Source organism: Nocardiopsis deserti, assembly GCF_008638355.1.
Classification (GTDB): domain Bacteria; phylum Actinomycetota; class Actinomycetes; order Streptosporangiales; family Streptosporangiaceae; genus Nocardiopsis; species Nocardiopsis alborubida.
In genome coordinates, this window is the sequence record NZ_VWVS01000027.1 from 40,270 (window position 1) to 61,968 (window position 21,699).

General features: G+C 72.0%; 23 protein-coding genes. 18 read left to right on the top strand and 5 right to left on the bottom strand.

The features are described from left to right. Position 1 precedes the first annotated feature (1 nt). From FYW99_RS29040 to FYW99_RS29085, 11 genes are all read left to right on the top strand, one after another. Entirely contained in the window at positions 2-616 is a 615-nt protein-coding gene (locus tag FYW99_RS29040) for a hypothetical protein (RefSeq protein WP_150255285.1), read from the top strand. Further along, the gene (locus FYW99_RS29045) at positions 610-1,071 is read left to right on the top strand and encodes a hypothetical protein (RefSeq protein ID WP_150255287.1); all 462 of its coding nucleotides are present in this window, start codon (positions 610-612) and stop codon (positions 1,069-1,071) included. Before FYW99_RS29040 ends, FYW99_RS29045 begins: the two co-directional genes overlap by 7 nt. Beyond that, positions 1,068-1,604: a hypothetical protein gene (locus tag FYW99_RS29050; RefSeq protein ID WP_150255289.1), complete on the top strand. Its 537-nt coding sequence runs from the start codon at positions 1,068-1,070 to the stop codon at positions 1,602-1,604. The genes FYW99_RS29045 and FYW99_RS29050 overlap by 4 nt, the downstream gene beginning before the upstream one ends. Before the next feature lie 92 nt (positions 1,605-1,696). Further along, a complete protein-coding gene (locus FYW99_RS29055; protein WP_150255291.1) occupies positions 1,697-2,074 on the top strand; it encodes a hypothetical protein in 378 nt (125 codons plus the stop codon). Next, positions 2,071-2,487, top strand: coding sequence for a hypothetical protein (locus tag FYW99_RS29060; protein ID WP_150255293.1), 417 nt, complete (start codon positions 2,071-2,073; stop codon positions 2,485-2,487). The genes FYW99_RS29055 and FYW99_RS29060 overlap by 4 nt, the downstream gene beginning before the upstream one ends. Continuing rightward, positions 2,484-3,002, top strand: a complete 519-nt coding sequence (locus tag FYW99_RS29065; RefSeq protein ID WP_150255295.1) for a hypothetical protein — start codon at positions 2,484-2,486, stop codon at positions 3,000-3,002. The genes FYW99_RS29060 and FYW99_RS29065 overlap by 4 nt, the downstream gene beginning before the upstream one ends. Next, entirely contained in the window at positions 2,999-3,457 is a 459-nt protein-coding gene (locus tag FYW99_RS29070; protein ID WP_150255297.1) for a hypothetical protein, read from the top strand. Before FYW99_RS29065 ends, FYW99_RS29070 begins: the two co-directional genes overlap by 4 nt. Before the next feature lie 4 nt (positions 3,458-3,461). Further along, complete coding sequence (locus FYW99_RS32020) at positions 3,462-3,749, top strand: hypothetical protein (RefSeq protein WP_190394855.1); 288 nt, start codon at positions 3,462-3,464, stop codon at positions 3,747-3,749. Between the two features lie 150 nt (positions 3,750-3,899). Continuing rightward, on the top strand, positions 3,900-4,823 hold the full coding sequence (locus FYW99_RS29075) for a conjugal transfer protein (RefSeq protein ID WP_150255299.1): 924 nt from the start codon (positions 3,900-3,902) through the stop codon (positions 4,821-4,823). 46 nt (positions 4,824-4,869) lie between these two features. Then, the gene (locus FYW99_RS29080) at positions 4,870-5,376 is read left to right on the top strand and encodes a conjugal transfer protein (protein ID WP_150255301.1); all 507 of its coding nucleotides are present in this window, start codon (positions 4,870-4,872) and stop codon (positions 5,374-5,376) included. Positions 5,377-5,391: 15 nt separating this feature from the next. After that, entirely contained in the window at positions 5,392-7,860 is a 2,469-nt protein-coding gene (locus tag FYW99_RS29085; protein ID WP_150255304.1) for an ATP-binding protein, read from the top strand. On the opposite strand, the gene FYW99_RS29090 is transcribed toward FYW99_RS29085, so the two are convergent. Beyond that, positions 7,854-8,468 carry a hypothetical protein gene (locus tag FYW99_RS29090; RefSeq protein ID WP_150255306.1) on the bottom strand — a complete coding sequence of 205 codons (615 nt, stop codon included), beginning with the start codon at positions 8,466-8,468 and terminating at the stop codon, positions 7,854-7,856. The genes FYW99_RS29085 and FYW99_RS29090 overlap by 7 nt on opposite strands. A gap of 74 nt (positions 8,469-8,542) precedes the next feature. On the opposite strand from FYW99_RS29090, the gene FYW99_RS29095 reads away from it, so the two are divergent. Then, positions 8,543-9,175, top strand: coding sequence for a hypothetical protein (locus FYW99_RS29095; protein WP_150255309.1), 633 nt, complete (start codon positions 8,543-8,545; stop codon positions 9,173-9,175). Positions 9,176-9,208: 33 nt separating this feature from the next. Here the strand turns inward: FYW99_RS29095 and FYW99_RS29100 are convergent, their stop codons facing one another. The 4 genes from FYW99_RS29100 to FYW99_RS29115 form a co-directional block, all read right to left on the bottom strand. Continuing rightward, a complete protein-coding gene (locus FYW99_RS29100) occupies positions 9,209-10,387 on the bottom strand; it encodes a transglycosylase SLT domain-containing protein (protein WP_150255311.1) in 1,179 nt (392 codons plus the stop codon). Further along, positions 10,387-12,501 (bottom strand): hypothetical protein, encoded by a 2,115-nt coding sequence (locus FYW99_RS29105; protein WP_150255313.1) that lies wholly within the window; start codon positions 12,499-12,501, stop codon positions 10,387-10,389. The genes FYW99_RS29100 and FYW99_RS29105 overlap by 1 nt, the downstream gene beginning before the upstream one ends. Before the next feature lie 342 nt (positions 12,502-12,843). After that, complete coding sequence (locus tag FYW99_RS29110; protein WP_150255316.1) at positions 12,844-14,385, bottom strand: MinD/ParA family ATP-binding protein; 1,542 nt, start codon at positions 14,383-14,385, stop codon at positions 12,844-12,846. Positions 14,386-14,429: 44 nt separating this feature from the next. After that, positions 14,430-14,741, bottom strand: coding sequence for a hypothetical protein (locus FYW99_RS29115; protein ID WP_150255318.1), 312 nt, complete (start codon positions 14,739-14,741; stop codon positions 14,430-14,432). A 384-nt stretch (positions 14,742-15,125) separates the two neighbouring features. Here FYW99_RS29115 and FYW99_RS29120 point away from each other — a divergent pair, with 384 nt between their 5' ends. The 6 genes from FYW99_RS29120 (at position 15,126) to FYW99_RS29145 (ending at position 21,671) form a co-directional block, all read left to right on the top strand. Next, complete coding sequence (locus FYW99_RS29120) at positions 15,126-15,356, top strand: hypothetical protein (protein ID WP_150255320.1); 231 nt, start codon at positions 15,126-15,128, stop codon at positions 15,354-15,356. Positions 15,357-15,812: 456 nt separating this feature from the next. After that, positions 15,813-17,651, top strand: a complete 1,839-nt coding sequence (gene ligD, locus FYW99_RS29125) for a non-homologous end-joining DNA ligase LigD (protein ID WP_150255322.1) — start codon at positions 15,813-15,815, stop codon at positions 17,649-17,651. Positions 17,652-17,699: 48 nt separating this feature from the next. Next, on the top strand, positions 17,700-18,350 hold the full coding sequence (locus FYW99_RS29130) for a hypothetical protein (protein ID WP_150255324.1): 651 nt from the start codon (positions 17,700-17,702) through the stop codon (positions 18,348-18,350). Positions 18,351-18,500: 150 nt separating this feature from the next. Continuing rightward, positions 18,501-20,213: a DUF6884 domain-containing protein gene (locus FYW99_RS29135; RefSeq protein WP_150255327.1), complete on the top strand. Its 1,713-nt coding sequence runs from the start codon at positions 18,501-18,503 to the stop codon at positions 20,211-20,213. After that, a complete protein-coding gene (locus FYW99_RS29140; protein ID WP_150255329.1) occupies positions 20,210-21,343 on the top strand; it encodes a coiled-coil domain-containing protein in 1,134 nt (377 codons plus the stop codon). The genes FYW99_RS29135 and FYW99_RS29140 overlap by 4 nt, the downstream gene beginning before the upstream one ends. Positions 21,344-21,437: 94 nt before the next feature. Further along, a complete protein-coding gene (locus FYW99_RS29145; RefSeq protein ID WP_150255331.1) occupies positions 21,438-21,671 on the top strand; it encodes a hypothetical protein in 234 nt (77 codons plus the stop codon). Positions 21,672-21,699 lie beyond the last annotated feature (28 nt).

Genomic DNA, 21,699 nt, shown 5'->3' on the forward strand with positions numbered 1-21,699 from the left:
GATGACCCACCACCGAGGAGAAAGCCCGAAGCAGCACCCGACCGGCTCGCCCTCCGCGCCGGAGCCCGGCCCCGCCCGCGAGGTTCGTACCGTCTGGACGGCCCCGCAGCACGCCCCCACCACCAAGACGTGGCGGTGCACCGGCTGCGCCACCTACGTCCCCAACGCCGTCGCCGTGTGCGACACCTGCGGATACGACAAGTGGGGCAACACCTACTACAGCTACGTCAACGACCCGCGCCCGGAGCACGCGGTGGTGCTGACCTGGCCGGACGGGGAGACCGCCGACGACGCCATCAAGGCTGACAGCCCGGCCCAGGCGTTGACGGCCGCCCGCGCCAACTGGCCCGGCGCCCGGGTGCAGTTGGCCAGCAGCCCCAGGGAGCGGGACGTACGTACCTACAACCTGCCGTGCCTGGACGAGCGTGCCGCGCAGGCCGTGGCCGCCCTGTTCCCCAGCCCTGACGCCGAGCACCAGGCCCAGGCCCACGGTACCCAGGTCAAGGTCACTTATGAGCGTGACGCCTGGCTGTGGCGGGTGGGCGCCCGAGCCCGCCACCACCGTCTCATCAGCGCTGAGGCGTTCGCCGCGGTGGAGGAGGTGGCGGAGTGGTGACAACACTGCTGCTGATCATCGCCCCTGGCCTGTCCGTCGTCGCACTCGCGGCCGTGGCTGCGTGGTGGCACGGTCGCCGCCTCCCAGCCGCCTCCACACCCACCCCGGGGGTTGCTCCGGCACGGGCGGAGATCGACCTGCGCCGCCGCGCCCGCGAACACGAGCCCCACGCGGCTCTGGCCGCGCGGGTGATCGAGGCCCTGGACGCCGCCGCCCGCACGGCCGGACGGCCGGTACTAGCCGAGGAAGTGCGCGCCGGTCTGGCCGACCCCGAGCCCGCACGGCAGCGGCTCGGCATGCAGGGCACCCCGGACGCCTACGACCACGCCCAGGCCCTGGCCGCCTACGACCGTCACCCCGACCGGGACCGCATCGCCGCCCTGGTGGGGCAGGCCCTCACCGCCGCCGAACCCGCCACCACTACGAACACGAACGTGAACGGAGAGCACGCATGAGCAGCATCACGGACCTGTTGGGCCGACTCGGGATCACCACCCCCGCGCGCCGCAGGCAGGAGCGCGCTGAGCGCGCCGAGGCCCTGCGCGACGGCACCCACATGGGCGACCTGCGCGCCCTGTCCGCCATGCACCCCCGGGCGTTCAGCGGACCGAACCGAGACGTGATGGAGGCCATCCGCGCGGCCCAGGCCGCCGACGACGAGGCCGCTCGCGCCGCCCAGTACCGCCCCGGCGCCGTCGGGCAGGTGCGCGGCACGGCGGTGCCCGCCCGGCCCCGGATCACCCCTGCGGCCGGTGTCCACCGCCCGCACAGCCACCATCGCCGCGAGCTGTCGCCCGCTCGGCTGGCCGGACTGGCCGAGGACGGGACGTTCTGCCAGCGCCTCATCCCGGACGGCGACGACTGCGGGGAGCTGTTCACCGCCGGGACCGTCCACCTGGAGGAGCGCGCCCCGTTCCAGCAGCTGCACATCACGCGCCTGGTGTGCCCCAACGGGCACACCCTGGACCGCAGCACCGACGGCGGCTGAGACCGCAGGCAGGCCGAGGGCCGCCCCACCGGCAAAGATCGGGCGGCCCTGGGACTCCCCAGCCCTGACGAGGAACAAGAGGAGCCACACCCATGATGCCCCAGGACGACACCCCTATACCCGCCGCACCTCGCGCCCACCGCGCCCTGTCGCACCTGTTCGCTCAGGCCGTCGAGCCCGGCGCTACCCTCGCCCAGGTGGAGGCCGCGCGCGTCCTGGCCGCCCTGTGGACGGCCGCCGTCCACATCGGCGGTGGCGACGCCCACGTGGAGCACTGGCTCCACAACTCCGCCGACCTGGCCGCGCCGCGCCGGATTCTCGGAGCCCACAAGGTCGGCGCCCGCGGGACCCGCCCCGGGCGCCTGGTGGCCGCCGATCTGGCCGCACACGACACCGACCGGCCCGAGCACCACCGGGCCGTCCGCGAGATCATCACCCACGCCCTGAGCCACGCCGGAGCCACTTCATGAAGATGTTCACCCGCCGTAGCGGCGCCGACGCGCCGCCCGCCCGCCGGGCCCGCCAGCTCCCGCTGACCGAGGCCGACCACACCGAGATCGTGCAGGTGTGTGGCGAGGCCCTGGCCGCCCGCTGGAGTGAGAACCGGGTGATCGAGACCAGGGCCACCCGCGCCGGGTTCATCGTGCGCGGTTACGGTCGGTTCGACCCGGCTGGACCCATCATGCTCGGCGCCCTGGCCCCGCTTGGCTACGTCGCCGAGCCCTACCAGGCCCAGGGCGGCCTGTGCAGCACGGTGCTGGTCACCGGTACCGACCCGCTGCACCGCCTGGAGGGGCGCGCGGTCGAGGACATCCAGGAGGCCATAGACGTGCTCACCAGCCGTCTGGCCCACATCGGACACGTCACCGGAGGTGGGCAGTGAAGCCCCGACGTCCCCGAGATGTTCGCCGCGTCGACACCGGCGCCCGCCCCGAGCCGCGCGTGCACCCGATCCCCGGCACCGCCCTGACCGTGGAATGGGACCAGTCGTGGGAGGCGTACGTGGTGCGCGGTGACGGCGCCCCCACCGGCGGCGGGCCGCTGGTGTCCATCGAGGACCTGGCCCGCGCCCTGGCCCCGGTGTCGGTGCCCGAGGAGCTGCGCGCGGCCCTGGCCGCGGACCGGGCTCTGCGCCCGCCTTACGTCACCGACGAGTGGCGGCGCCTGGTGGACGTCGTCACCGCTCTGCTGGAGCCGCTCGGTAACGCCGTGATCCAGGTCGTGCCCTACATCCCGGCGCCCCGCGCCCAGGCGGTGGAGGTCTCCACCGACCCCGACCTGACCGAGGCCGGCCCCCGTGCCCACCAGATCCTCACCGGCGCCGGGTACCGGGTGCGCCCGTCCGGTGATCTGGTCGGGTCCTACCTGGTCATGCGCAAGGACCAGGCGAGTCCGTGACCGAGAGCCTGAACCCCGGTCGCCGCGCACCCGCCCCCGGGCGTGCGGCGGCCGCCCGCCCAGACGACCCGCAGGAAGAGCACACCGTGACCGAGACCGAGAGCCCGACCCCGACGGCGCCGACGCTGGAGGAGGCCCGCACCCGGGCCGCCGTCCTGACCGCCGCCACCCCCGCCAACCCGAACACCCCCACGGGCCGCGCCGCCCACGGCGTCCTGGCCGCTCTGCTGTACGCGGCCGCCCTGGACGGCGACGGGCTGACCCGCGTCATGCAGTGGGTGGCCACCGACGACCGCGAGGAGCCGACCCAGATCCTGGCCGCCCGCCGCGAAGACGTCGACGCCTGCGCCGCGGCCGCCGCCCTGATCCTGTCCCAGTACGCCGATCCCGCGTACCAGGCCACCGTGACCCGCCTGGTCCGCGCCGCCCTGATCACCACCGCCAAGGAGAGCTGAACCGATGAGTACCGACACCACCACACCGTTCCCGGGTTGGGACGACCCGGCCGTGTCCGGGGAGGAGGCTGACGGCCCGGAGGAGCATGACATCCGGACATGGGCCGAGCGCTACGTCCCGCCGCACTCGGCGGAGGCGTTCGCCTCCCACGTGTGGGAGCAGTGGGAGGAGTACGAGCCCGACGGCAGCCAGACCGTCGAGGAGTTCCTCTGTGGCCTGATGCGCCAATGGCGCGGCGAGGACAGCGGGTACCCCGCCACTCCCGAGGTTCCCCGGCGCACGCGCGCCTGACGGACGACGCAAGATCCCAAGGGCCCGGCCGGTTTCGGCCGGGCCCTTCGGCGTGGAACTCACTGCCCTAATGAGGGTCCTGACCTCTACAATCCGTGTGCAGCCTGCCGTGTCCCGTGACCCCCTCATCCCACACAAACCGGAGGATTGATGTCCCCCAAGCGCTCTACTGGTGAGGCCCCCGAGCCCCGGACCGGCCGCCGGGGCAGCGGGGGCCGCTGGCGTGTCTACCTCGGTCGCGGGGTCATCTGGACGTTCATCGGTCTGGTCATCGTCAACGCGGGGATGAACCAGTACCGGGTGTGGACCGCCGACGCCGCCCCGGCCGCCCAGGAGGAGACGACCGCCGAGCAGGTCCCGGACTTCCCCGCCGACGCCGCCGCGGCGTTCGCCGCCAGCTTCGCCGAGGTCTACCTCCAGCCCGCCGCCCCCGACGCCGACGCCGAGGAGGAGCAGGGCGCCGTCCTGGCCGACTTCGTCCCCGAGGACTCCGCCGCGGAGTTCACCCTCCCCGAGGGCTTCACCGGCACCCGCGTGCGCATCGTGGACGTGGAGGCCACCGACGACCAGCACGGTCTGGTCACCCTCTCCGCCCAGGTCAACGGCGAGCCGATGCACCTCCAGGTCCCCGTCTACGCCGACGGGGCCGCCGCCCTGGTCGTGGCCGGACCGCCCGCACTCCTGCCCGCTCCGGCCCAGGCCGTCCTGCCCGAGCAGAGCGCCCCCGACACCGACAGCCAGACCGCCGAGGCCATGGAACCGGTCGTGTCGGGGTTCCTGGCCGCCTACGCCGAGACCCCCGAGCACCTGGAGCGCTACGCCGAGCCCGGCGCCCACATCGCGGCCCTGCCCGCCGGCGTGTTCGAGTTCGCGAGCCTGGACGCCCTGGTCGTGCCCCCCGGCCAGACTGGAGAGTCGCACCAGGTGCAGGCCACCGTGACCTGGCAGCTCGCCGAGGGGACCGAGGTCGACACCCTCACCCAGCGCTACGCGCTGACCATGGTCGAGTCGGCCGGCGCCTGGTACGTGCGCGACATCCAGGGCGCCGCCCCGGTCGGCGCCGACCAGTCCTGACCCTCCCCGGGCCCGCACGGGCCCCGACGACGCGAGGAGGCGCCGCGTGGACCTGCCCACCTATACCAACATCTGGCGCATCGAAAAGCGCCTGTACAAGCTCTACGACTTCCGCTTGCCCGCCCCGGTGCCGGTCAACACCGCCGGGATCGCCCTGGCGTCCCTGTTCGTGTGGTGCGTGCTGTTGATGCTGTTGCGGGTGCCGTTCGAGTTCGGCAACGGCTGGCACCTGGTGTTGTGGGTTCTGCCGCCCGGCCTGGTCGCCGTCGCCGCGACCCGGCCCGTGGCCGAGTCCAAGCGGCTCGGCGAACTCGCGCACAGCCAGGTCCGGTATCTGCGCGAGGCCCGCGTGTACGTGCGCCTGCGCCCCGAGTACGAGCCCGCGCACCTGCGCGTGTCGGCCACCGTGTGGCACCGCCCCCAGGCCCCGGACCGGCGCCACGTTGCGGCCCGGCCCCGGCGCCACCTACCCACGATGCCCCTGCCGCACGCCATCACCGCCCAGCCCGCCCCCGAGCCGCAGGCGTCGCCCACCGCCCCGGCCGCCGCCTGACTCAGGAGAGACCCCGTGAAGAAGTCGAGCGCCCAACTCGCGGTCTGCTACTTCGATGACCGCGTGCTGTTCAACGACGCCGAGGCGTGGGCGTACTTCCGCCTGCCCACCGCGGCGTATGAGTTCACCACGCCCGAGGACCGCGAGGTTCTGGCCACCAACATCACCATTGCCCTGGCCGCCATCCGCATGGAGGACGCCGAGGTTCACCTCCGCGTCGCCCACCGCCCCTACCCGGCCGCCGAGTGGGCCAACGCCCTGGACCAGCGCGTCAGCGCCGGGCCCGGCTGGTCGGAGTACCTGGACGAGATGTACCGGCACGTGTGGGCCAAGGACTTTTGGACCAAGGAGGTCTATCTCGGCGTGCGGCTCGGCTCCCGCGGCGCCCGCTCGGCCGGCGGCGACGTGCTCGGCTACTTCAAGGACCTCTACCTGCGCGCCGAACAGGCGATGGGGCTGGAGGACCACGAGGTGGACGCCGAGGAGATCGACCGGTGGACCGACCAGGCCGAGCGGCTCGGCCGCGCCCTGTCGGCCAGCGCCCTGTACGCCCGCCACGCCACCGCCGACGAACTCGCGTGGCTGATGGAGCACACCACCAAGGGCGTGGACGAGACGTGGCAGCCCTCCGCCACCGAGCGCAGCGCGTGGGGGCGCGGAGAGATCGAGCGTCTGGCCGAGGGCATCATCGTCAACGGCCGGTCCATGCTGCGCCTGCAACAGCCCACGTCCACCAGCTACGTGGCCTACCTGAGCTTCGCCCGGTTCCCCGACCTCATGGCCTTCCCCGACGGCGAACCGTGGATGTACTACGCCGACACCCTCCCGTTCCCCGTCGAGGTCTCGGCCCGCATGCGCCTGGTCTCCCCCGCCAAGGCCAGCAGGGACGTGGGCCGCAAGCTCGCCCACGCCCGCGACATGGACGCCCACATCGCCGAGGCCGGGGTAGAGGCGCCCATCGCCCTGGCCGAGCAGATCGACGCCGCCCGCATGCTGGAGCACGGCATCACCAAGGAACGTCTGCCCTTCGTCTACGGCTGGCACCGGCTGCGCGTCTCGGCCGGCGACCCCCACGTCCTGACCCAGCGGGTTGAGGCCGTCATCGAGCACTATCGAGACATCGGTATCGACATCGCCCACAGCACGGGTGACCAGTTCTCGCTGCTCAACGAGTCCCTGCCCGGCGACCACCTGCGCCTGTCCGCCTACGCCCAGCGCCAGCCGCTGCGCACCATCGCCGGAGGCATGCCCACCGCGACCGTGGCCGTGGGGGACGAGGCCGACGGCGCGGGCAACGGCTGGACCGGCCCCTACATCGGCGAGACCGTCGGCCGCGCCCGCTCCGTGGTGCATTTCGATCCGCTGGTGGCCGCGGCCCGCAACCGGCCCACCGCCATCGCCGTCACGGGCGAGCCGGGCGGCGGCAAGACCACCCTGGCGCTGCTGCTCATCTACCAGTTGGCCCTGCGCGGCGTCACCATCGCCGCCATCGATCCCAAGGGCGACGCCGAATCCCTGGTGGAGTTGCTCCAGCGCCGCGGCCGCAAGGCCCGCACCATGTCCCTGGCCTCCGCCCAGCCCGGCCTGTTGGACCCCTTCGCGTTCGGCGACGACCTGGCCGCCAAGAAGACCATGGCCACCGAGACCCTGCGCCTTCTGCTGCCCCGCATGAGCGAAGAGCGCGAGTCCGCCATGATCCAGGCCGTGGCCGCCGTCGCCAACGAGCCCCGCCCCTCCCTGGCCCGGGTGGTCGAGCACCTCCAGGCCCAGGAGGACGCCGCCTCGCGCAACCTCGGCGCGGTGTTGGCCTCCATGTCGGAAATGAGCCTGGCCAGCTTGTGTTTCGACCCGCAGGGAGACGCCCAGATCGACACCGAAGGGTGGACCACGGTGTTCACCCTGGCCGGTCTGTCCCTGCCCGAGGCGTCCACCCACCGCGACGAGTACAGCTATGAACAGCGCCTGTCCGTCGCGCTGCTGTACCTGGTGTCCCAGTTCGCCCGTCGTCTGATGAACGGCCTGGACCGGCGCCTGCCCAAGGCGATCTTCCTGGACGAGGCGTGGGCCGTCACCTCCACCCCCGAGGGCGCCAAGCTGGTCCCGGAGGTCTCCCGGATGGGACGCTCCCGCAACACCGCGCTGATCCTGGTGTCGCAGAACGCCGGCGACATGCTCAACGAGCAGGTGACCAACTGCCTGTCCAGCGTCTTCACCTTCCGATCCACCGAGGACCGGGAGGTCACCGACGTCATGGCGTTGCTGGGCATCGACAACAGCGCCGAGCACCGGGCGGCGCTGCGCACGCTCGGCAACGGCCAGTGCCTGTTCCGCGACCTGGACGGGCGTACCGCCCGCATCGCCGTGGACCTGGTCTCGCAGGAGCTACTGGCGTGGCTGGACACCAACCCCACCCGCCAGCGCCCCGACGCCACCGAGGCCGCCCCAGAGGCCGCACAGGAGGCGGTGGGCGCCGGTGGTCAGTAGGTCACGGTCAGCGGCTCAGGCTCGCCCTGGTGGACCTCCCACAGCTCCCGCACGAACTCCAGTCGGACCCCGACCCCGTCGCGGTCCGACTCGGGAACACCGGTCAGGTAGCCGGTGAACGTGGCCTGTTCGCGGTGCTCCCATCCCAGGGACACGAACGAGGCCAGGTCGGGCTGGTCGGTGCACGGGTGCCCGGCCCGCTCCGGAGCCCACCGCAGCGGACCGTCCGCGCCCACCGGCTCGGCGGTCAGGTACCGGGGCGTGGACCAGCGCACCGGCTCCCCGCCGTCGGCGGCCGCCGCGGCGTCGGGATCGTGGGTGTTGACCAGGCGCACCGTCACCGGAACCGTGACCGTCCCGGCCGGGGCCGCCAGCTCACAGCCCGCGCCGCTGATCGGCTCGCCGAGTTCGGCCGTGACCTCATAGTCCAGGCCGAGCAGCCGCCCGTCCGTCACACCGGTGTAGACCATCCGGACCTGCGCGGTCGCCGTCGGCGTCGGCGGGGCCGTCTGTTCGGCCGCAGGGGGCGGCGCGTCGGACTCGGCGCCGCAGCCGGCCACACCCAGCAGGACCGCCAGCGGCACCAGCCGCACCAGGGAACCGTTCATGGTGCCCCACAGTAGCCAACGGCCCGCACACCGTGCGTAGCCGCCGCCAAGTTTCACCCCTGGAGGAGACCCCCGTGTTCGACCCCGAGACCAAGGACCAGCCCCTGCCCCAGCGCCTGGCGCGCGCCCTCATCATCGGCGCCGTCGTGGTGCTGGTCGTCATCGGTGGGTTCACCCTCATCCGCGACCAGTTCACCGAGGAGGAGCCCGCCGCCGCCCCGTCGGCCGAGCCCTCCCCCGAGCCCACGGCCACCCCCGCGGCCCCCGACCGCAGCACCGTGGACGAGGTGGACGACTGGTTCCCCCACTCCCGCGCGGAGTTCGCCGAAGCCGGGCAGGCCGCGGAGGACTTTCTCGGCCAGGTCGCCACGATCGACTTCACCCGCGACGACTTCGAGGCCCACAGCGAGCGACTCGGCGACCACGCCACCGACACCCAGGCCGTCACCCTCACCACCGCCGACGGCATCGCCGAAGGTGTCTGGCGCGTGCTCGGCCAGGACACGAGCGTGGACACCTGGACCGGGCAGGCCGACGTGGACCAGGTGCGCGCCTACGACCCCAGCAGCATCCACTTCCTGATGAGCCTGGAGGCCGACCCCGAAGGCGAGGCCGACCCCAAGGACTTGGGCGAGTACCTGGTGATCATGACCCGGACCTCAGGCGGCACCTGGACCGTGGAACTGGCCGAGCGCTTCAACGGATAACCGCGCTCGCATCAGATGCACGAATTCGCGCGGCTATCCGATGTAGGAAATGTGGACGTGGTCGTAATGGTCCTCTGTGATGGATCCGCGGTCTTCCATACCGCACCACTTCCCGCCCTCAACATCCGGAACCCCGTTGTACCAACCGTCCGTGCGGTCGTACCGGTCGGGCGGGCAGAGCGTCCACCCAGCGTTCCAAATGGACTTGCGCCAGATCACGTATTTCACGCCCAGGGTATCGGCGTTGGTGACGGCGTGCTCGGCGATCATGTCGCCCAGTTCCTCCTGAGGCCCCGTGGAGTAGGTCCCCCCGGGTGAGGTCATGTAGTCGCAGGCCAGACCCCGAGGATGATCCCCGCCCCCGCCGCTGCGAATGCAGTTGCCCCCGAAGTTCAGCCGCGGCCCGAAGTTCTCCACGAAATTACGGTGCGCCGCGCATGTCAACGGCCGAATATTGCCCGGGGAGAACGGCGGATTCTCCACAATGCACGGCTCCAGATGCGTTTGTGCGGCCAGCGCGTCCACCGAGTAGGACGGAGCCTGCCCAGGAATGCCGGTGCCTTCCTGCGGACAGTCCGCGCTGGTCATGACGATCTCGCCGCCGGTGCCCGAGGAGAATTCCCCGTCCCGGTAGTTGTCGGCCCGGTTCATGACCGAATCCACGTACCCGTCGGTATCGGCCCCGTAATAGGCGATGAGCGCCGCCTCAGGACTGCCGTTCACCCCCTGGTCGGTCAGCTTGTGCGCCGCGCTCCAGACCGACGTGGCCGGGTCGAGGCGGTCCTCCAGCGGAGGCGTGCCCTCATCGCCGGTCAGGTCCCCCCAGTACCGGCCGTGGTGCTCCCACGCGGCCGGAGTGAACTGCATCGGCCCCAGCGCACGGGCGCGATTCTCCACGTCCACGGCCCGGTTCGTGTTGTGGGTGGACTCCTGATACCCCACGCTGGCCAGCAGCGCCCAGTCCATCCCGTACGCCTCCGCGGCGTCCTGGTACAGCTCCAGCATCTCGGCGGGGATCTCACCCTCCGCCGCATCGCTCACCCCGGCCTGGTCGACCACCCCGCTCGGCCGCGTGCTGCCCGGCTGACACGACTGACTCGCCCCACCCTGCCGGTAGGTCATCGCGGTGAGCTGTTGCATGACCACGGCCAGGGCGAGCACGCACGCGCCCAGACCCAGCCCCACACCGGCCAGACCCTTCTTGGCGCCCATCAGGAACCCCCCGTGGGGTCGCGCCGCTGCGGAGCCGGGGAGGGCTGATCACCGCGCGGCGCAGGCCGCGGCCCCGACCGGCCCGCCGAACCCGAGCGATCCGGCGCAGCCGAGCCCGAGGACGGGCGTCCGCCCGCGGCCGGCGCCTGGTCCGGCTGGCGGTCCCCCCGCACGCCCTGGCCGGTCTCGGTCCGCGTGGGAGCCCGCCCGCCCGCGGGCGTGTGCCGCTCGGGAGCCTCAGCCGACGGCCGCGCCGTCCGCGAGGCGGCGCCGTCCTTGCGCGTGGGACGCGGAGCGCCCGCGCCCTGGCGCACGACCTGGTCCCGCTCGGAGGAGTCCCCGCGCCGGTCCGGCGCCTCCTTGCGCATGTTAGTGAAGGCGTCCGCCACGGTCTGCGAACCGCTCTTGCCCTGGTCCTGGTCGCCGTTCTTCTTCTTGTTCAGGGCGCGCGTGGCCATGTAGCCCGCCGCGACGGCGCCCACGCCCACGGCCCCGGTGCCGACCACGGCCCCCTTGGTGGCGAGCTTGGCGGCATCGGTGGTCAGCGACCCGGCCTTGCGCGTGGCCGTGCCCGCCGCGCGTGTGGCCCCCCGGGTCATCTGATGGCGCAGCGCGGAGTAGCCGCCCCCGCCCCCACCCCCGCCGCCGGAGGCACTGCCGGAGAACTGGATATTCGTCAGCGGTGTCCAAATGGCGTCCTTGTACTTGAGGACGGCCACGGTCAGGGCGCCGAGCATCACCAGGGCCAGGCCGTAGGGCTCAACTGAGGAGAGGATGACGTTGAGCACCAGGACGAGGATGAGCAGCATGGCCATCCACATCCAGATTTTGAGGAAGAGCCCCGCGAGCAGCTCGGCCCAGCGCAGCAGGACCCGGCGCCCCCACCCCGGGTGAATGCCCACGAGGAAGAAGATGGGGGAGAGCAGCATCAGCAGCAGGAAACCGAGTTTGATCACCAGCAGCCCGATGGCGGCCGCCAGGACCATCAGCCCGCCGGTCAGGGCCGCGGCCAGACCGACCAGCCCCGCAAGCGCGCGATCCCCGCCCTTGGCCCCGCGGAACATGTCCCAGGTGGGAGTGTGGGCGCTTTCGATCGCCGAGGAGATCTCGCCGAACTGCTCTTGGCGCTCTTCCACCAGGGTGTCGTAATACTCGTCGTTGCCGTCTTCGTCTACGTTGGTGCCCACGCTCAGGGACTCGGTACGGGTCAGCGCCTGCGCGTGGATGACGTCCCGAGCGTGTTCCTCGGCCAACTGTTCAGCGGCCGGCCCCGACCCGAACTCGCCCACGATCCAGGGGCGGCACACCAGCGACTCATACAGGTACTCGGCCTGCTGGCGCGCGACGAACTCGCGGTGGTCCTCCCCCACGCCCCGGACGACCTCCGGGGCCCCCGGGATGCACCGCCCGTCCGACCCGTCGTCGGTGACCGTGGTCACCGCCGACGTCATCAGGTTCTCACCGAAGGTCATGGCGCCGTTGACCATGCCCATGAAACTGGCGGGAGCGGACAGGATCCACAGCCCGGTGGTGGTCGCCGCCACCATCCAAATGACGCCTTCAAAGGTGAGCGTCGCCCGTTTGCGGACCAGGCCCCACCAGGCCAGGGTGACCGCGCCCAAGATCGTGATGACAGGCAGCAGCGGCCGCCAGATCTCATCACGCATGTGGTCGACCACGTCGACCACCACCGCCTCCAGTTCCTCCAGCGGCGGCGCGATGGCGAAACGCAGCGCCTCAATCGCGACCATGTCCACGGCCCGCGCCGTGCCCCACAAAATGCTGTAGAGGAAAGGCCACCCCTGCGTGCGCTGCTCATCGAAACAGTCTTCGCTGTCGATGATCACGAACCAGGTCGTGCCCGACATCAAATACTCTTCGTAGAGCCCTTTCCCCGAGCCCTCACTCCCGATCGGCGGAATGCGATCCACCACCGGCTCATTGTTCAGGACCGCATCCACGCCCTGGCCGGTCGTCGCCGGCTCAGGGGCGAGCTTCTCGTCACACCAGCTCAGCGCCGACGAGGACCCCGGCACCAGCACCAGGCAGGCCATCAGGAAAAACAGGGTCAACGTCAGGCGCCAACCTCGCCGCCGGGGGTCACGACGCTGCATGGGGAGTCCTTTCCGCGCGAGACCCCGGGACCGAACCGGTCCCGGGGCCGCGAGCGCTACAGGGGGTCAGGGGTACCGTCCTACCTGGGGGGCGAACCAAATAAGGCCGGAAGGGGCAATGCGCTTCATCCGATGAAGGATTCCTTCGTCTGATGAAGTCCAGCGCCGCAAGAACCGGCGCTGACCGTACTGATAAGAGCAGTTACCGGAGGTCAGAACCGGTCGATACCGGGACGAACCACGCCGGATCGCTAGACCACTCAAAAGCTCCGGATTGGCCTACCTCCTGACCTGCGCAAACGTTGGCCCATTGCCCCTTTCTGGCTTACTTGGTTCGCACCCCTACCTGGTCGGCTGCTTGCTGAACTCGCCACCCACCAGCGCGGCCAGCTCCAGGAACGCATCCCGCGTCGCCGGGGCGAGCAACTCCAGGTCGATCCGGTCATCGGTGCTCAGGTGCTCATCCACCGGCACCTGCACCACCGCGCGCGACCGGGAACGGAAATGCGCCATCATCTGGGGCATGTCGATCTGGTTATGCCCCTTCGTGCCCACCATGTTGATCACGGAAATAGAATTGCGGACCAGGTCCTTATAGCCGTTCTCTTCCAGCCAGTCCATGGTTTCCGCCGCCTTTTTCGCGCCGTTGATGGACGTGTTGGACACCACGATCAGCTGGTCCGTGCGGTCCAGCACCCCGCCCTCACCGCGGATCACATCGTGCAGAATCCCGGTACCGCAGTCGGAAATGCAGATGGAGTAGAAACGCTCCAGGATCTCGGTGACCTTCCGGTAGTCGGACGCCGAGAACGCATCCGTGATCGCCGGATCCTCATTCGAGGCGAGCACCTCCAGGCGCGACGGCGCCTGAGAGGTGTAGCCGCGCACGTCGTAGTACCCGCGCACCCCCGGATCCCGCAGCAGGTCCTGAATGGTCTTGGCCGTCTCCGTCCTCATGCGGCCGGCCAGAGTCCCTTGGTCCGTGTTCGCGTCGACGGCGATCACCCGGTCCCCGCGCAGGTCCGCCAGCACCGACCCCAGCACGAACGACGTCGTGGTCTTGCCGACCCCGCCCTTGATGCACATCACCGCGATGCGCCGATGCCCGCGCAGGTGCGTGGCTGCGGCCGCGCGCAGCACCCGGCGCCGCTGTTCCTTCGGGGACTCGCCCAGGTTGACCCGGCCGCCGGTCAGCCGGTACACGGCCCGCCGCCACGGCGAGGCCGGCATGCCCGTGCGGGAGCGGATCAGCCGCTCACTGGTCAGGTCGGCCGAGTTCTCCGGAGCCAGCGGCACCGACGGCGCCGAGGGCGTCGAGGACGCGGACAGAGCCGGAGGCACCGCAGGGGCCGGGAGGGGCGCCTCCCCCAGCATGAACATCCGGGACCCGCGATCACCCGGGACCGCACCGGGGCCCTGCGCGTCCAGGCCCGCGCCCTGGTCGCCGTCCTGGCCCGAGGCCGGGGGCGGGAACAGCGGCACCGGAGCACCGGCTCCCGCGTGCGGTGGCGCGTAGGGCGCCGGCGCCTGGTCCGGGCGGGGCTCGGCCGGGCGTTCGCCGTCCCCGGCGCCGGTGTGTGCGAACGGCGAGCGCGGCCGCGGGCCCGCAGGAGGGTAGGGCGGCGCAGCAGACGTCGACGCCGTCGGGGCGGCCGCCGGGCCGGGCGTGGCCGGTGTCTCCGGAGCCGGACCCGCGCCGGTGCCCGCGTTCTCGGAGCCCAGCGGCTCCGGCTCGGACCGCTCCCCCGCGGCCGACGGTTGGGCGGCGGTGCGCGGCGGCGCACTGCCCGGTACCCGGGTGCCCGACCAGGTGAGCGACCGGTCATGCGAGACCAGCTCATCAGCCGACGGCAGATCCAAGTTGTTCCCGTTGTCGGTACCCACGAAATCCCCCCTTGCAGTGAGTGACAGATAGTGAGGAGCGCGTCCTACTCGGTGGACACGCCCATGGCGCGCGCGAGCGCCACCGCGATGACCTCGATAATCCCGGGGACGTAGAAGACGAGCCCGATGAAGACGGCCAGGATGATGAACTGCGCGAAGCGCGTGATCTCCCGGGTGAACAGGAAGAAGATGGCCACGATGGACACGATGACCAGGAACAGCGGCCCGAAGAAGCCCCTCAGGAAGTCGGCCAGGCCGCCGGTGTCCGGGGCGGAGTCCGCCAGGTGCAGGACGGGGCCGGGCCCCTCGGCCGCGAGGTGAAGAACGCCGGGGTCGAGCGCGAGTGACAGAAGCATCTGGGAACCGATCGTGAACGTGAAGGGGAACCGAGGGACGAGCGCGGAAGGGGGCCGCGCCAGACGCTCAGGTCAAGTCAACCTGTGCGCCGGATCGCGCGTCTGCACGTGCATTTCGAGGGCATAGGGTGATCCTACCGAGCGGCCTTGGTTTCGGTCCATCATTATCTGCCATTGAGTGACCGCGTAGAGTGATGGTGGGGTGGCTGCGGGGAACCGAGCCCGCCCCTGTAGGGCGTCCTGACCGGGACTCTAGCCGGGAGGGCTGACAGAAACGGACATCTGGGGATACAAACCCCGTGACCGGAAACGGTCATCAGAAAGATGCACGCGACACGCCAGGAACTGCCGTGAGCGTTTCTGATATCTGATAGGTATAGGGCTATGAGTACATCGGCTACCCCGAGCAAGGAACCCAAGCAGAAGGGCGGACGCCCCTCGAAGGGCGACCGTCACGCGCGCTTGCTCCGGTTCGAGCTGAGGGTGAACAGCGCCCTGGAACGAGCCGCGGCCGCAGAAGGGAAGTCTGTGCAGGACTTCCTGGACGCGATCGTTGTGGAGAAGGTCGCCCCGTTCATGGAGGGGCCCGACCAAGGGCAGCTGATGACCGCCTAGACATGCGTGAGGCCCGGTCGGTTGACCGGGCCTGAGCACGAGATTTGAGTAGAGATCGCATCGCCTGCCACAGCCCGCGATCTCTGATCTGACAGAAAAAAACTTCATATGAACGGCTTGCGACCGTTCACCACGCATCACCACGCACATCCCGGCTTGCCGGCCGGTCTGTGCAAGGAGGTCCGTTTGCGGCGGACCACCTCAGCCGATTTCCGCGTCCCTCACCGGGCGGGGCCTTCGGCGTTCACAGGAGCTAGTAGAACCCGTGGAGCCCTCATCATACATGAGCCCCCCGGGTCTGGCCGAGTACGCCCGAAATCAGGGCGGGAACGCGCTGTACAGCGGCGTACGCGCGTCTCCAGGCCAGCCCCGTCCCCCGATGCCGTCACCCGCGCTGAGCAGGTGTGGAACGAGTTCACCCGCTGGCACGCCCCGCGTGGCCGCGTGCGGTGTGATGTGCGCACCGAGTCCGGCGAGTGGGCGCACCGCTACGACGACGAGGAGCGCGTCACCGCGCACCCGCCGCAGGGCCCGTACGCCGTCTACCTCGCCGACGAGCGCCGCCGGTTCAGGTTCGTGGTGTTCGACCTGGACGCCAAGAAGCACAGCGCGGAGCAGGTGCGCGAGGACGCGGCGTTCCTCGCCAAGCACCTGGACCAGGCCGGGTTGGCCTACCTGGTGGCCGCCTCAGGGTCCCCGGGCGGCATTCACCTGTGGGTGCCCGTGGTGGATCCGCGTGCGGTCGGGGCCCCGGCGCGGCTGGTGGCGCGCATCGCGCACGCGGCCGCGCACCGCTGCCCCACCGTCGACAAGAGCGCGCTGCTCAACCCGTCCACCGGGTGCGTGCGCCCGCCCGGTGCCCCGCACCGCAACGGCGGGTACTCCCGCCTGATCGAGCCGCAGGACCCGATGGCGGCCGCCGCCTACGCCGATGCCGCCCCCAACACCCTCGCGCGCCTGAAGGCGTTCGCCGAGGCGCTCGGCCCGGTGCCCGAGCCCGAGGACCCCGAGACGGCCGCCGGTTCGGCCGGGATCATCGACACCGAGGCCGTGCGGCTGGTCGGCCGCAGGCGGCCGATGCCGTCGACCACCGCGGCGTTGCTCGCCCAGGCCCCGGAGGCGGACGCCTCCGCGCACCTCGCGCGGATCCTCACCGGTCTGGCCCTGGCCCGCTGGTCGCTGGCGGACGTGCTCCAGGTGTTCGCAGAGCGCCCGCACGCGCCCGGGTTCGAGCACGTGCGTACCCAGGCCGTCGACGGCGGCCGCCGTCCGCGCAGCGGCGCCGACCAGCGCCGGTTGCTCACCCGGCAGTGGGGCCGTCAGGTCGCCTACGCGGCGCGTCTGCCCCGCCGGATCCAGCGCACCCAGGACACGCCGGAGATTCGGGCGCTGGTCGAGACCGTGTGGTGCGTGCAGCAGACGACCGAGATCCCCACCTGGTGGCGGCCCCAGTCGGGCCCCAGCGACGCCAAGGCCCTGCACTTCGTGGCCACGATGGCGCTGGAGGCGTGCACGGACACCGTGGAGATCGACGGGCGCCGTCTGGCGGACCGGGCCGGGATGGTGCATTCCACCGCCGCCCGCGCCCTGGCCCGCCTGGTCCTGGACGGCCGTCTCGCCCTGGTCCAGGAGGGCGAGGGACGCCGCTCCCACACCTACCGCCTGGTCCTGCCCGAGGCATGGGCGGCTCAGCAGGTTCGCGTCCTCCCCGAATCCCAGGGTGGGACACAAGCGACCCCAGCGCCCGCGGACGTGCCCCGGGACCTGACCCGCCAGGCCCTGCTGGACCAGCTCACCGGGCGCCTGGACCACGCAGCGCACGACGTATGGACCGAGCCCCGCGCACGACGCACGGGAGGTCTCGGCCGGCACGTGGAGACCACGGCGGCCGCACTCGCCCAGACCCCGAACGACACCGAGCTTTACACCATAGACTTCCTGGTCCGGCGCACCGGCTACCGCCCCCACACCATCGCCCGACACCTGCACACCCTCGCATCCTGGCACCTGGTGGCCACCGACTCCACCACCGGCCACCTGCGCACACGCCCCGACCGCTACGACGACGCCGCCCGCGCCCTGGATGTCGCGGGTACCCGCGCTCGCCGTATGGCCCGCTACGAGGCCGAACGGCTGGTGTGGGCCGCCTGGACGGGCGAGGTCGAGGCCCTGCGCGCCCCCCGCGGCTCCCTGGCCCACATGACCGGACGCCGCCGCACCCGCTACCCCCGCACCCGCACCGGCCGCCCCGACCACGCCGCCGCCCGCGCCCAGGCCCTGGCCGCCGCCGCGTGAGACAGCCGCGCCACCACCACGGCGACCGCCCTCCCCGAGGAGACCACTATGACCGCCACCGCCCCGGACCTGGCCGCCCACCCCGCCGTGCGAGCCGTGCGCGCCGACATCACGGCCGCCGTCGAGCGCCACGCGACCCTTTCTGCAGGAACCCCCGGCGCCGACCCCGAGCGTGTCGGCCGAGCCCTGGCCCAGGCCGCCCAGGCGCTGGAGGAGGACCCCGCCCTGTGCCTGGACCCCCAGACCCTGCGCTGCGTCGACCTGGTCGCCGAACTCGTTCGCCAGCTCGGCCCGCTCACCCGCCAGGCCGCCCTGGTTGCCGAGGCCGAGCGCCTGGAGCAGGACACCGGCCTCACCGAGCCCGAGCGGCGCCGCGCCCTGGCCCGGCTCGGCAAGCTCAATCCCACCGCCCCCGACCAGGTCGAGGAATTGGCCGAGCGCGCCGAGGAGATCGCCGCCGAGCTGCGCGCCCAGGCCGCCCCCGGCAGGGGCACCCCCGAGCGACGCCGAGCCCTGGCCCGTGCCCGCCTGGACCGGCGGGCTCTGGCCGAGGCCGCCGCCCTGTTGCGCTACGCGGTGCGCGACGCGGCCGCCATCGTCCCCGACCTGCCCGAGGTCGCGGCAGTGCTCGCCGCCGCGGCGGCCGCCGACCAGGCCGCCGCCCTCACCAGGGCCGCCCGCGGAGGATCGGCCGCCTGAGAGACCCCAGAGCAGCGCGACCACGACGGTGAGCAGGTGAAACAGCCTGCCCTCGGGCCCCAGGCATCCCGAACCGAACTTTCATTACATTGCATTTCATTTTGTTTCATCATGTTTTGATAAAACAGAATGTAATGATAGTCTGGGGTCATGCCCACGACGAAGAGCACCACCGCCCCGGAGCCCCTGGCCGCGCCCGTCGGCGCCCTGGTTCTGTGGGAGTACGGCCCCCACAGCGCTCCCACCGCGCACCTCACCGTCCAGGTCAGCGCACGCGGCCGCCGGGAGGCCCCCCGCCGCAACGCCGTCCTGTCCCTGGCCTCCGCCTACGGCGTGCGCGCACGCCGCACGCACCTGGAGGAGCAGAGGACCGGCAAGAACACCACGTGGACGTACGTGGGCGACCACCCCACCCAGGTCGACCTGGTCGGCAGGGTCGACGACGTGACCCGCATGGTCGCGGCCCTGCCCCACGTCCTGGCCGCGATCGAGCGGACCGCCACCGCCCACGTGAAGACGTTCGGCCGCTGGCTGCGCCACACCGAGGCGGGCGAGTACGAGGCCGACGCCCCCCAGATCCCGGCTCTGCTGCGCCGCTGGCGTCGCGAGTTCGTGGAGGCCCTGGCCGGCCGGTTGGCGATCGGAACCGCCCTGTCGGCCGATCCCGTCGACCCGGACACACCGTGGACGTACCAGGTTCACCGCGTGGCCGCCGCCCACGTCGAGGCCGCCGGATGGGACCTGGCCCAGTGGCAGGACCCCGCGGCCGCCGCGGCGATCCTGGACGGCGCCGTGCGCCGCGACATGTCGACCCCCGCCGAGGAGCGTCTCCCCGAGCGCGTCACCTGCGACATCGAGCCCGAGCGCGAGAGCGTGTGGGAGGAGGCCAGCCGCACCCGCGCCGCCCGCATCCAGGCGAGCACGGATGCGGCCCTGGCCGAGTACGAGGCCGCCGAGCGCGAACGCCAGGACGCGCCCGAACCCCGCCGTGCCGACGAGCCCGGCGTGGTCGCCCCGGGCATGTACGCGGACCTGGTCCCCGGGCACCCGTGGCGCACCCGCGCCCGCTCCAGCATGCTCGGCGGTGTGCTGGTGAGCATCGGCCCCCGCGCGTCGCGCATCCACGCCCGAGGACGCATCTACAGCGTGCCCAACACCGAGCTGACGGTGAGCACGGCACGGGGCCCGGTCGCCGTGACCCTGGACGAGCTGCGCACCCGCGATGTGGAACGCGCCCTGGACCTGGCGGAGGTGTTCGGCACCTGGACCGTGGCCGACCACCTGGAGCACGCCCAGCGCGGCCGCCGCCCCGCCCTCGTGCCGTGCCCGGCGCGGCCCGCGGTCGCCGAGCAGCCGCCCCTGTTCGCCGCCGAGCCCTCCACGCCGGGCCGGACGCCGGAGGAGACCGCCGGTCCCCTGGTCGTGATCCCGTGCAGCGCCAGCAAAGCCACCCGCCCGGCCCCCGCGCGGGAGCTGTACACCGGCAGCTACCACCGCATGTGCGCGGCCGCCGCCGAGGCGCTCACCGCCCGAGGCGGGCGCGTGCTCATCCTGTCCGCCCGCCACGGCCTCATCGAGCCCGCCCAGGTACTGGAGCCCTACGAACACCGGATGGGCCAGCTCGGTACCGTCACCGCCGAGCAGCTGCGCGCCCAGGCCGCCCGACTCGGCGCCGCCGACGCCGACCAGGTCGTGATCCTGGCCGGACGCGCCTACGCCCAGGCCGCGCGCGCGGTGTGGCCCCACGCGCTCACCCCGCTGGCCGGAACGCGCGGGATCGGCCACCAACGCGCCCGGCTGGCTGAAATCATCAGGTCATCGACCCTGCCCACCACGACGACCTACGAGGCCACCGCAGCATGAACACCACCACCGAGCCCACCACCGACGAGCACACGTGCAGGTTTCCCGGCTGCGGCCGACTGCTGGACTACTCCGGCAAGGGCCGCCCGCCCAAATACTGCGGTCAGCGCACCGACCCCGACGGCCCGCACCTGCCGAGCAACCCCGTCCACAGCGCCGTGAGCGCGTGGCAGGAGCGCGACCGCATCGCCCGCGGACAAAACCCCGCCCAAAGCGGCCAGGCCCAGGAGGAGAGAGACCGGCCAGTCACCACGAGCACCCAGCGCGCCGCCCAGCTCGGGCAGAGCCTGACCGGGCAGATTGACGGCCTGGTCGCCGTCCTGAACGAGGTGGTCGACAAGATCCAGACGGCCGGCGATCCCGAAGCCGCGGCCGCCGAGATCGACGCCGCCCAGGCCCGTGCCGCACAGCAGGTCAGCGCGGCCAAGCTCGCCCAGGTCGAGGCCGAAAAGCGTGCCAGCACCGCCGAGAAGGCGCGGGACAAGGCCGAGGAGAGCGCTCAGGCGGCCGCAGAGGTCACCCGCGAGGCCATCGAGGCGATGGAGCAGGCCCAGCAGCGCGCCGAAGCCCTGACCGTGGAGGCCAACGGGCGCATGCAGGCCATCGCCGCCACCGCCGCGGCCGACATCGAGCGCGCCCACGCCGACGCCGCCCGGAAGGTCGAGGCGGCCGAGGCCGACCGGGACGCGAAGGTCGCCAAGGCGCAGGATGCCGCCGAGAAGGCGCGCACCGACGCCGAAGCCAAGGTCACCGCCGCCCAGCAGGAGCAGAAGCGTGTGACCGAGCAGGCCGCGGCCGACGTCGAGCAGGCGCGCACCGACGCCGAAGCCAAGGTCACCGCCGCCCAGAACGCCCAGGGCCAAGCCGAGAGCCGCGCCGCGCGCGCCCAAGCCGAACTCGAAGCCCTCACCCAGGCGGCCGACCGCGAGCGCGCCACCACGAACGAGCGCCTGAGCGAGTACAAGACCCGGATAGAAGAACTCACCAAGCGCGTGGCCACCGCCGAGCGCGACCTCGGCGAGGAGCGCACGGACCGTCGCGGCTACGCCGACCAGGCCAAGCAGCTGCGCGAGCAGGTCGAGCAGCTGCGCGCCCAGCTGGCCGACCGCGACCAGACCACCACCACCTGACCGCGGAGTTATCCACAGGCCACCGATCCGCGGTAGCGCGCCGCGCCGGCCGCTGCCCAGGGTGGAGAAACCACCCCGACCGAGAGGAACCGCCGTGTACGCGATCTACGACGACCAGACCGAGGACCGCCTCAGCACCGGCCACGTCACCGTCGAGCAGGCCCAGGAGCACATGCGGACCCTGCTCACCCGCACGCGCGAGCAGGTCGAGGCCACCGGCGACAGCGTCGCCGGGATGGTGCTGGAGTGGTCGATCCGCTCCGAGGAGACCGGCCACCCCGTGGCCTGGCACTACGGCCCGCCCCCGATCACCGCCGTCTACGAGTGAGCCCGCAGGCCCCCACACCGCCCGGAGG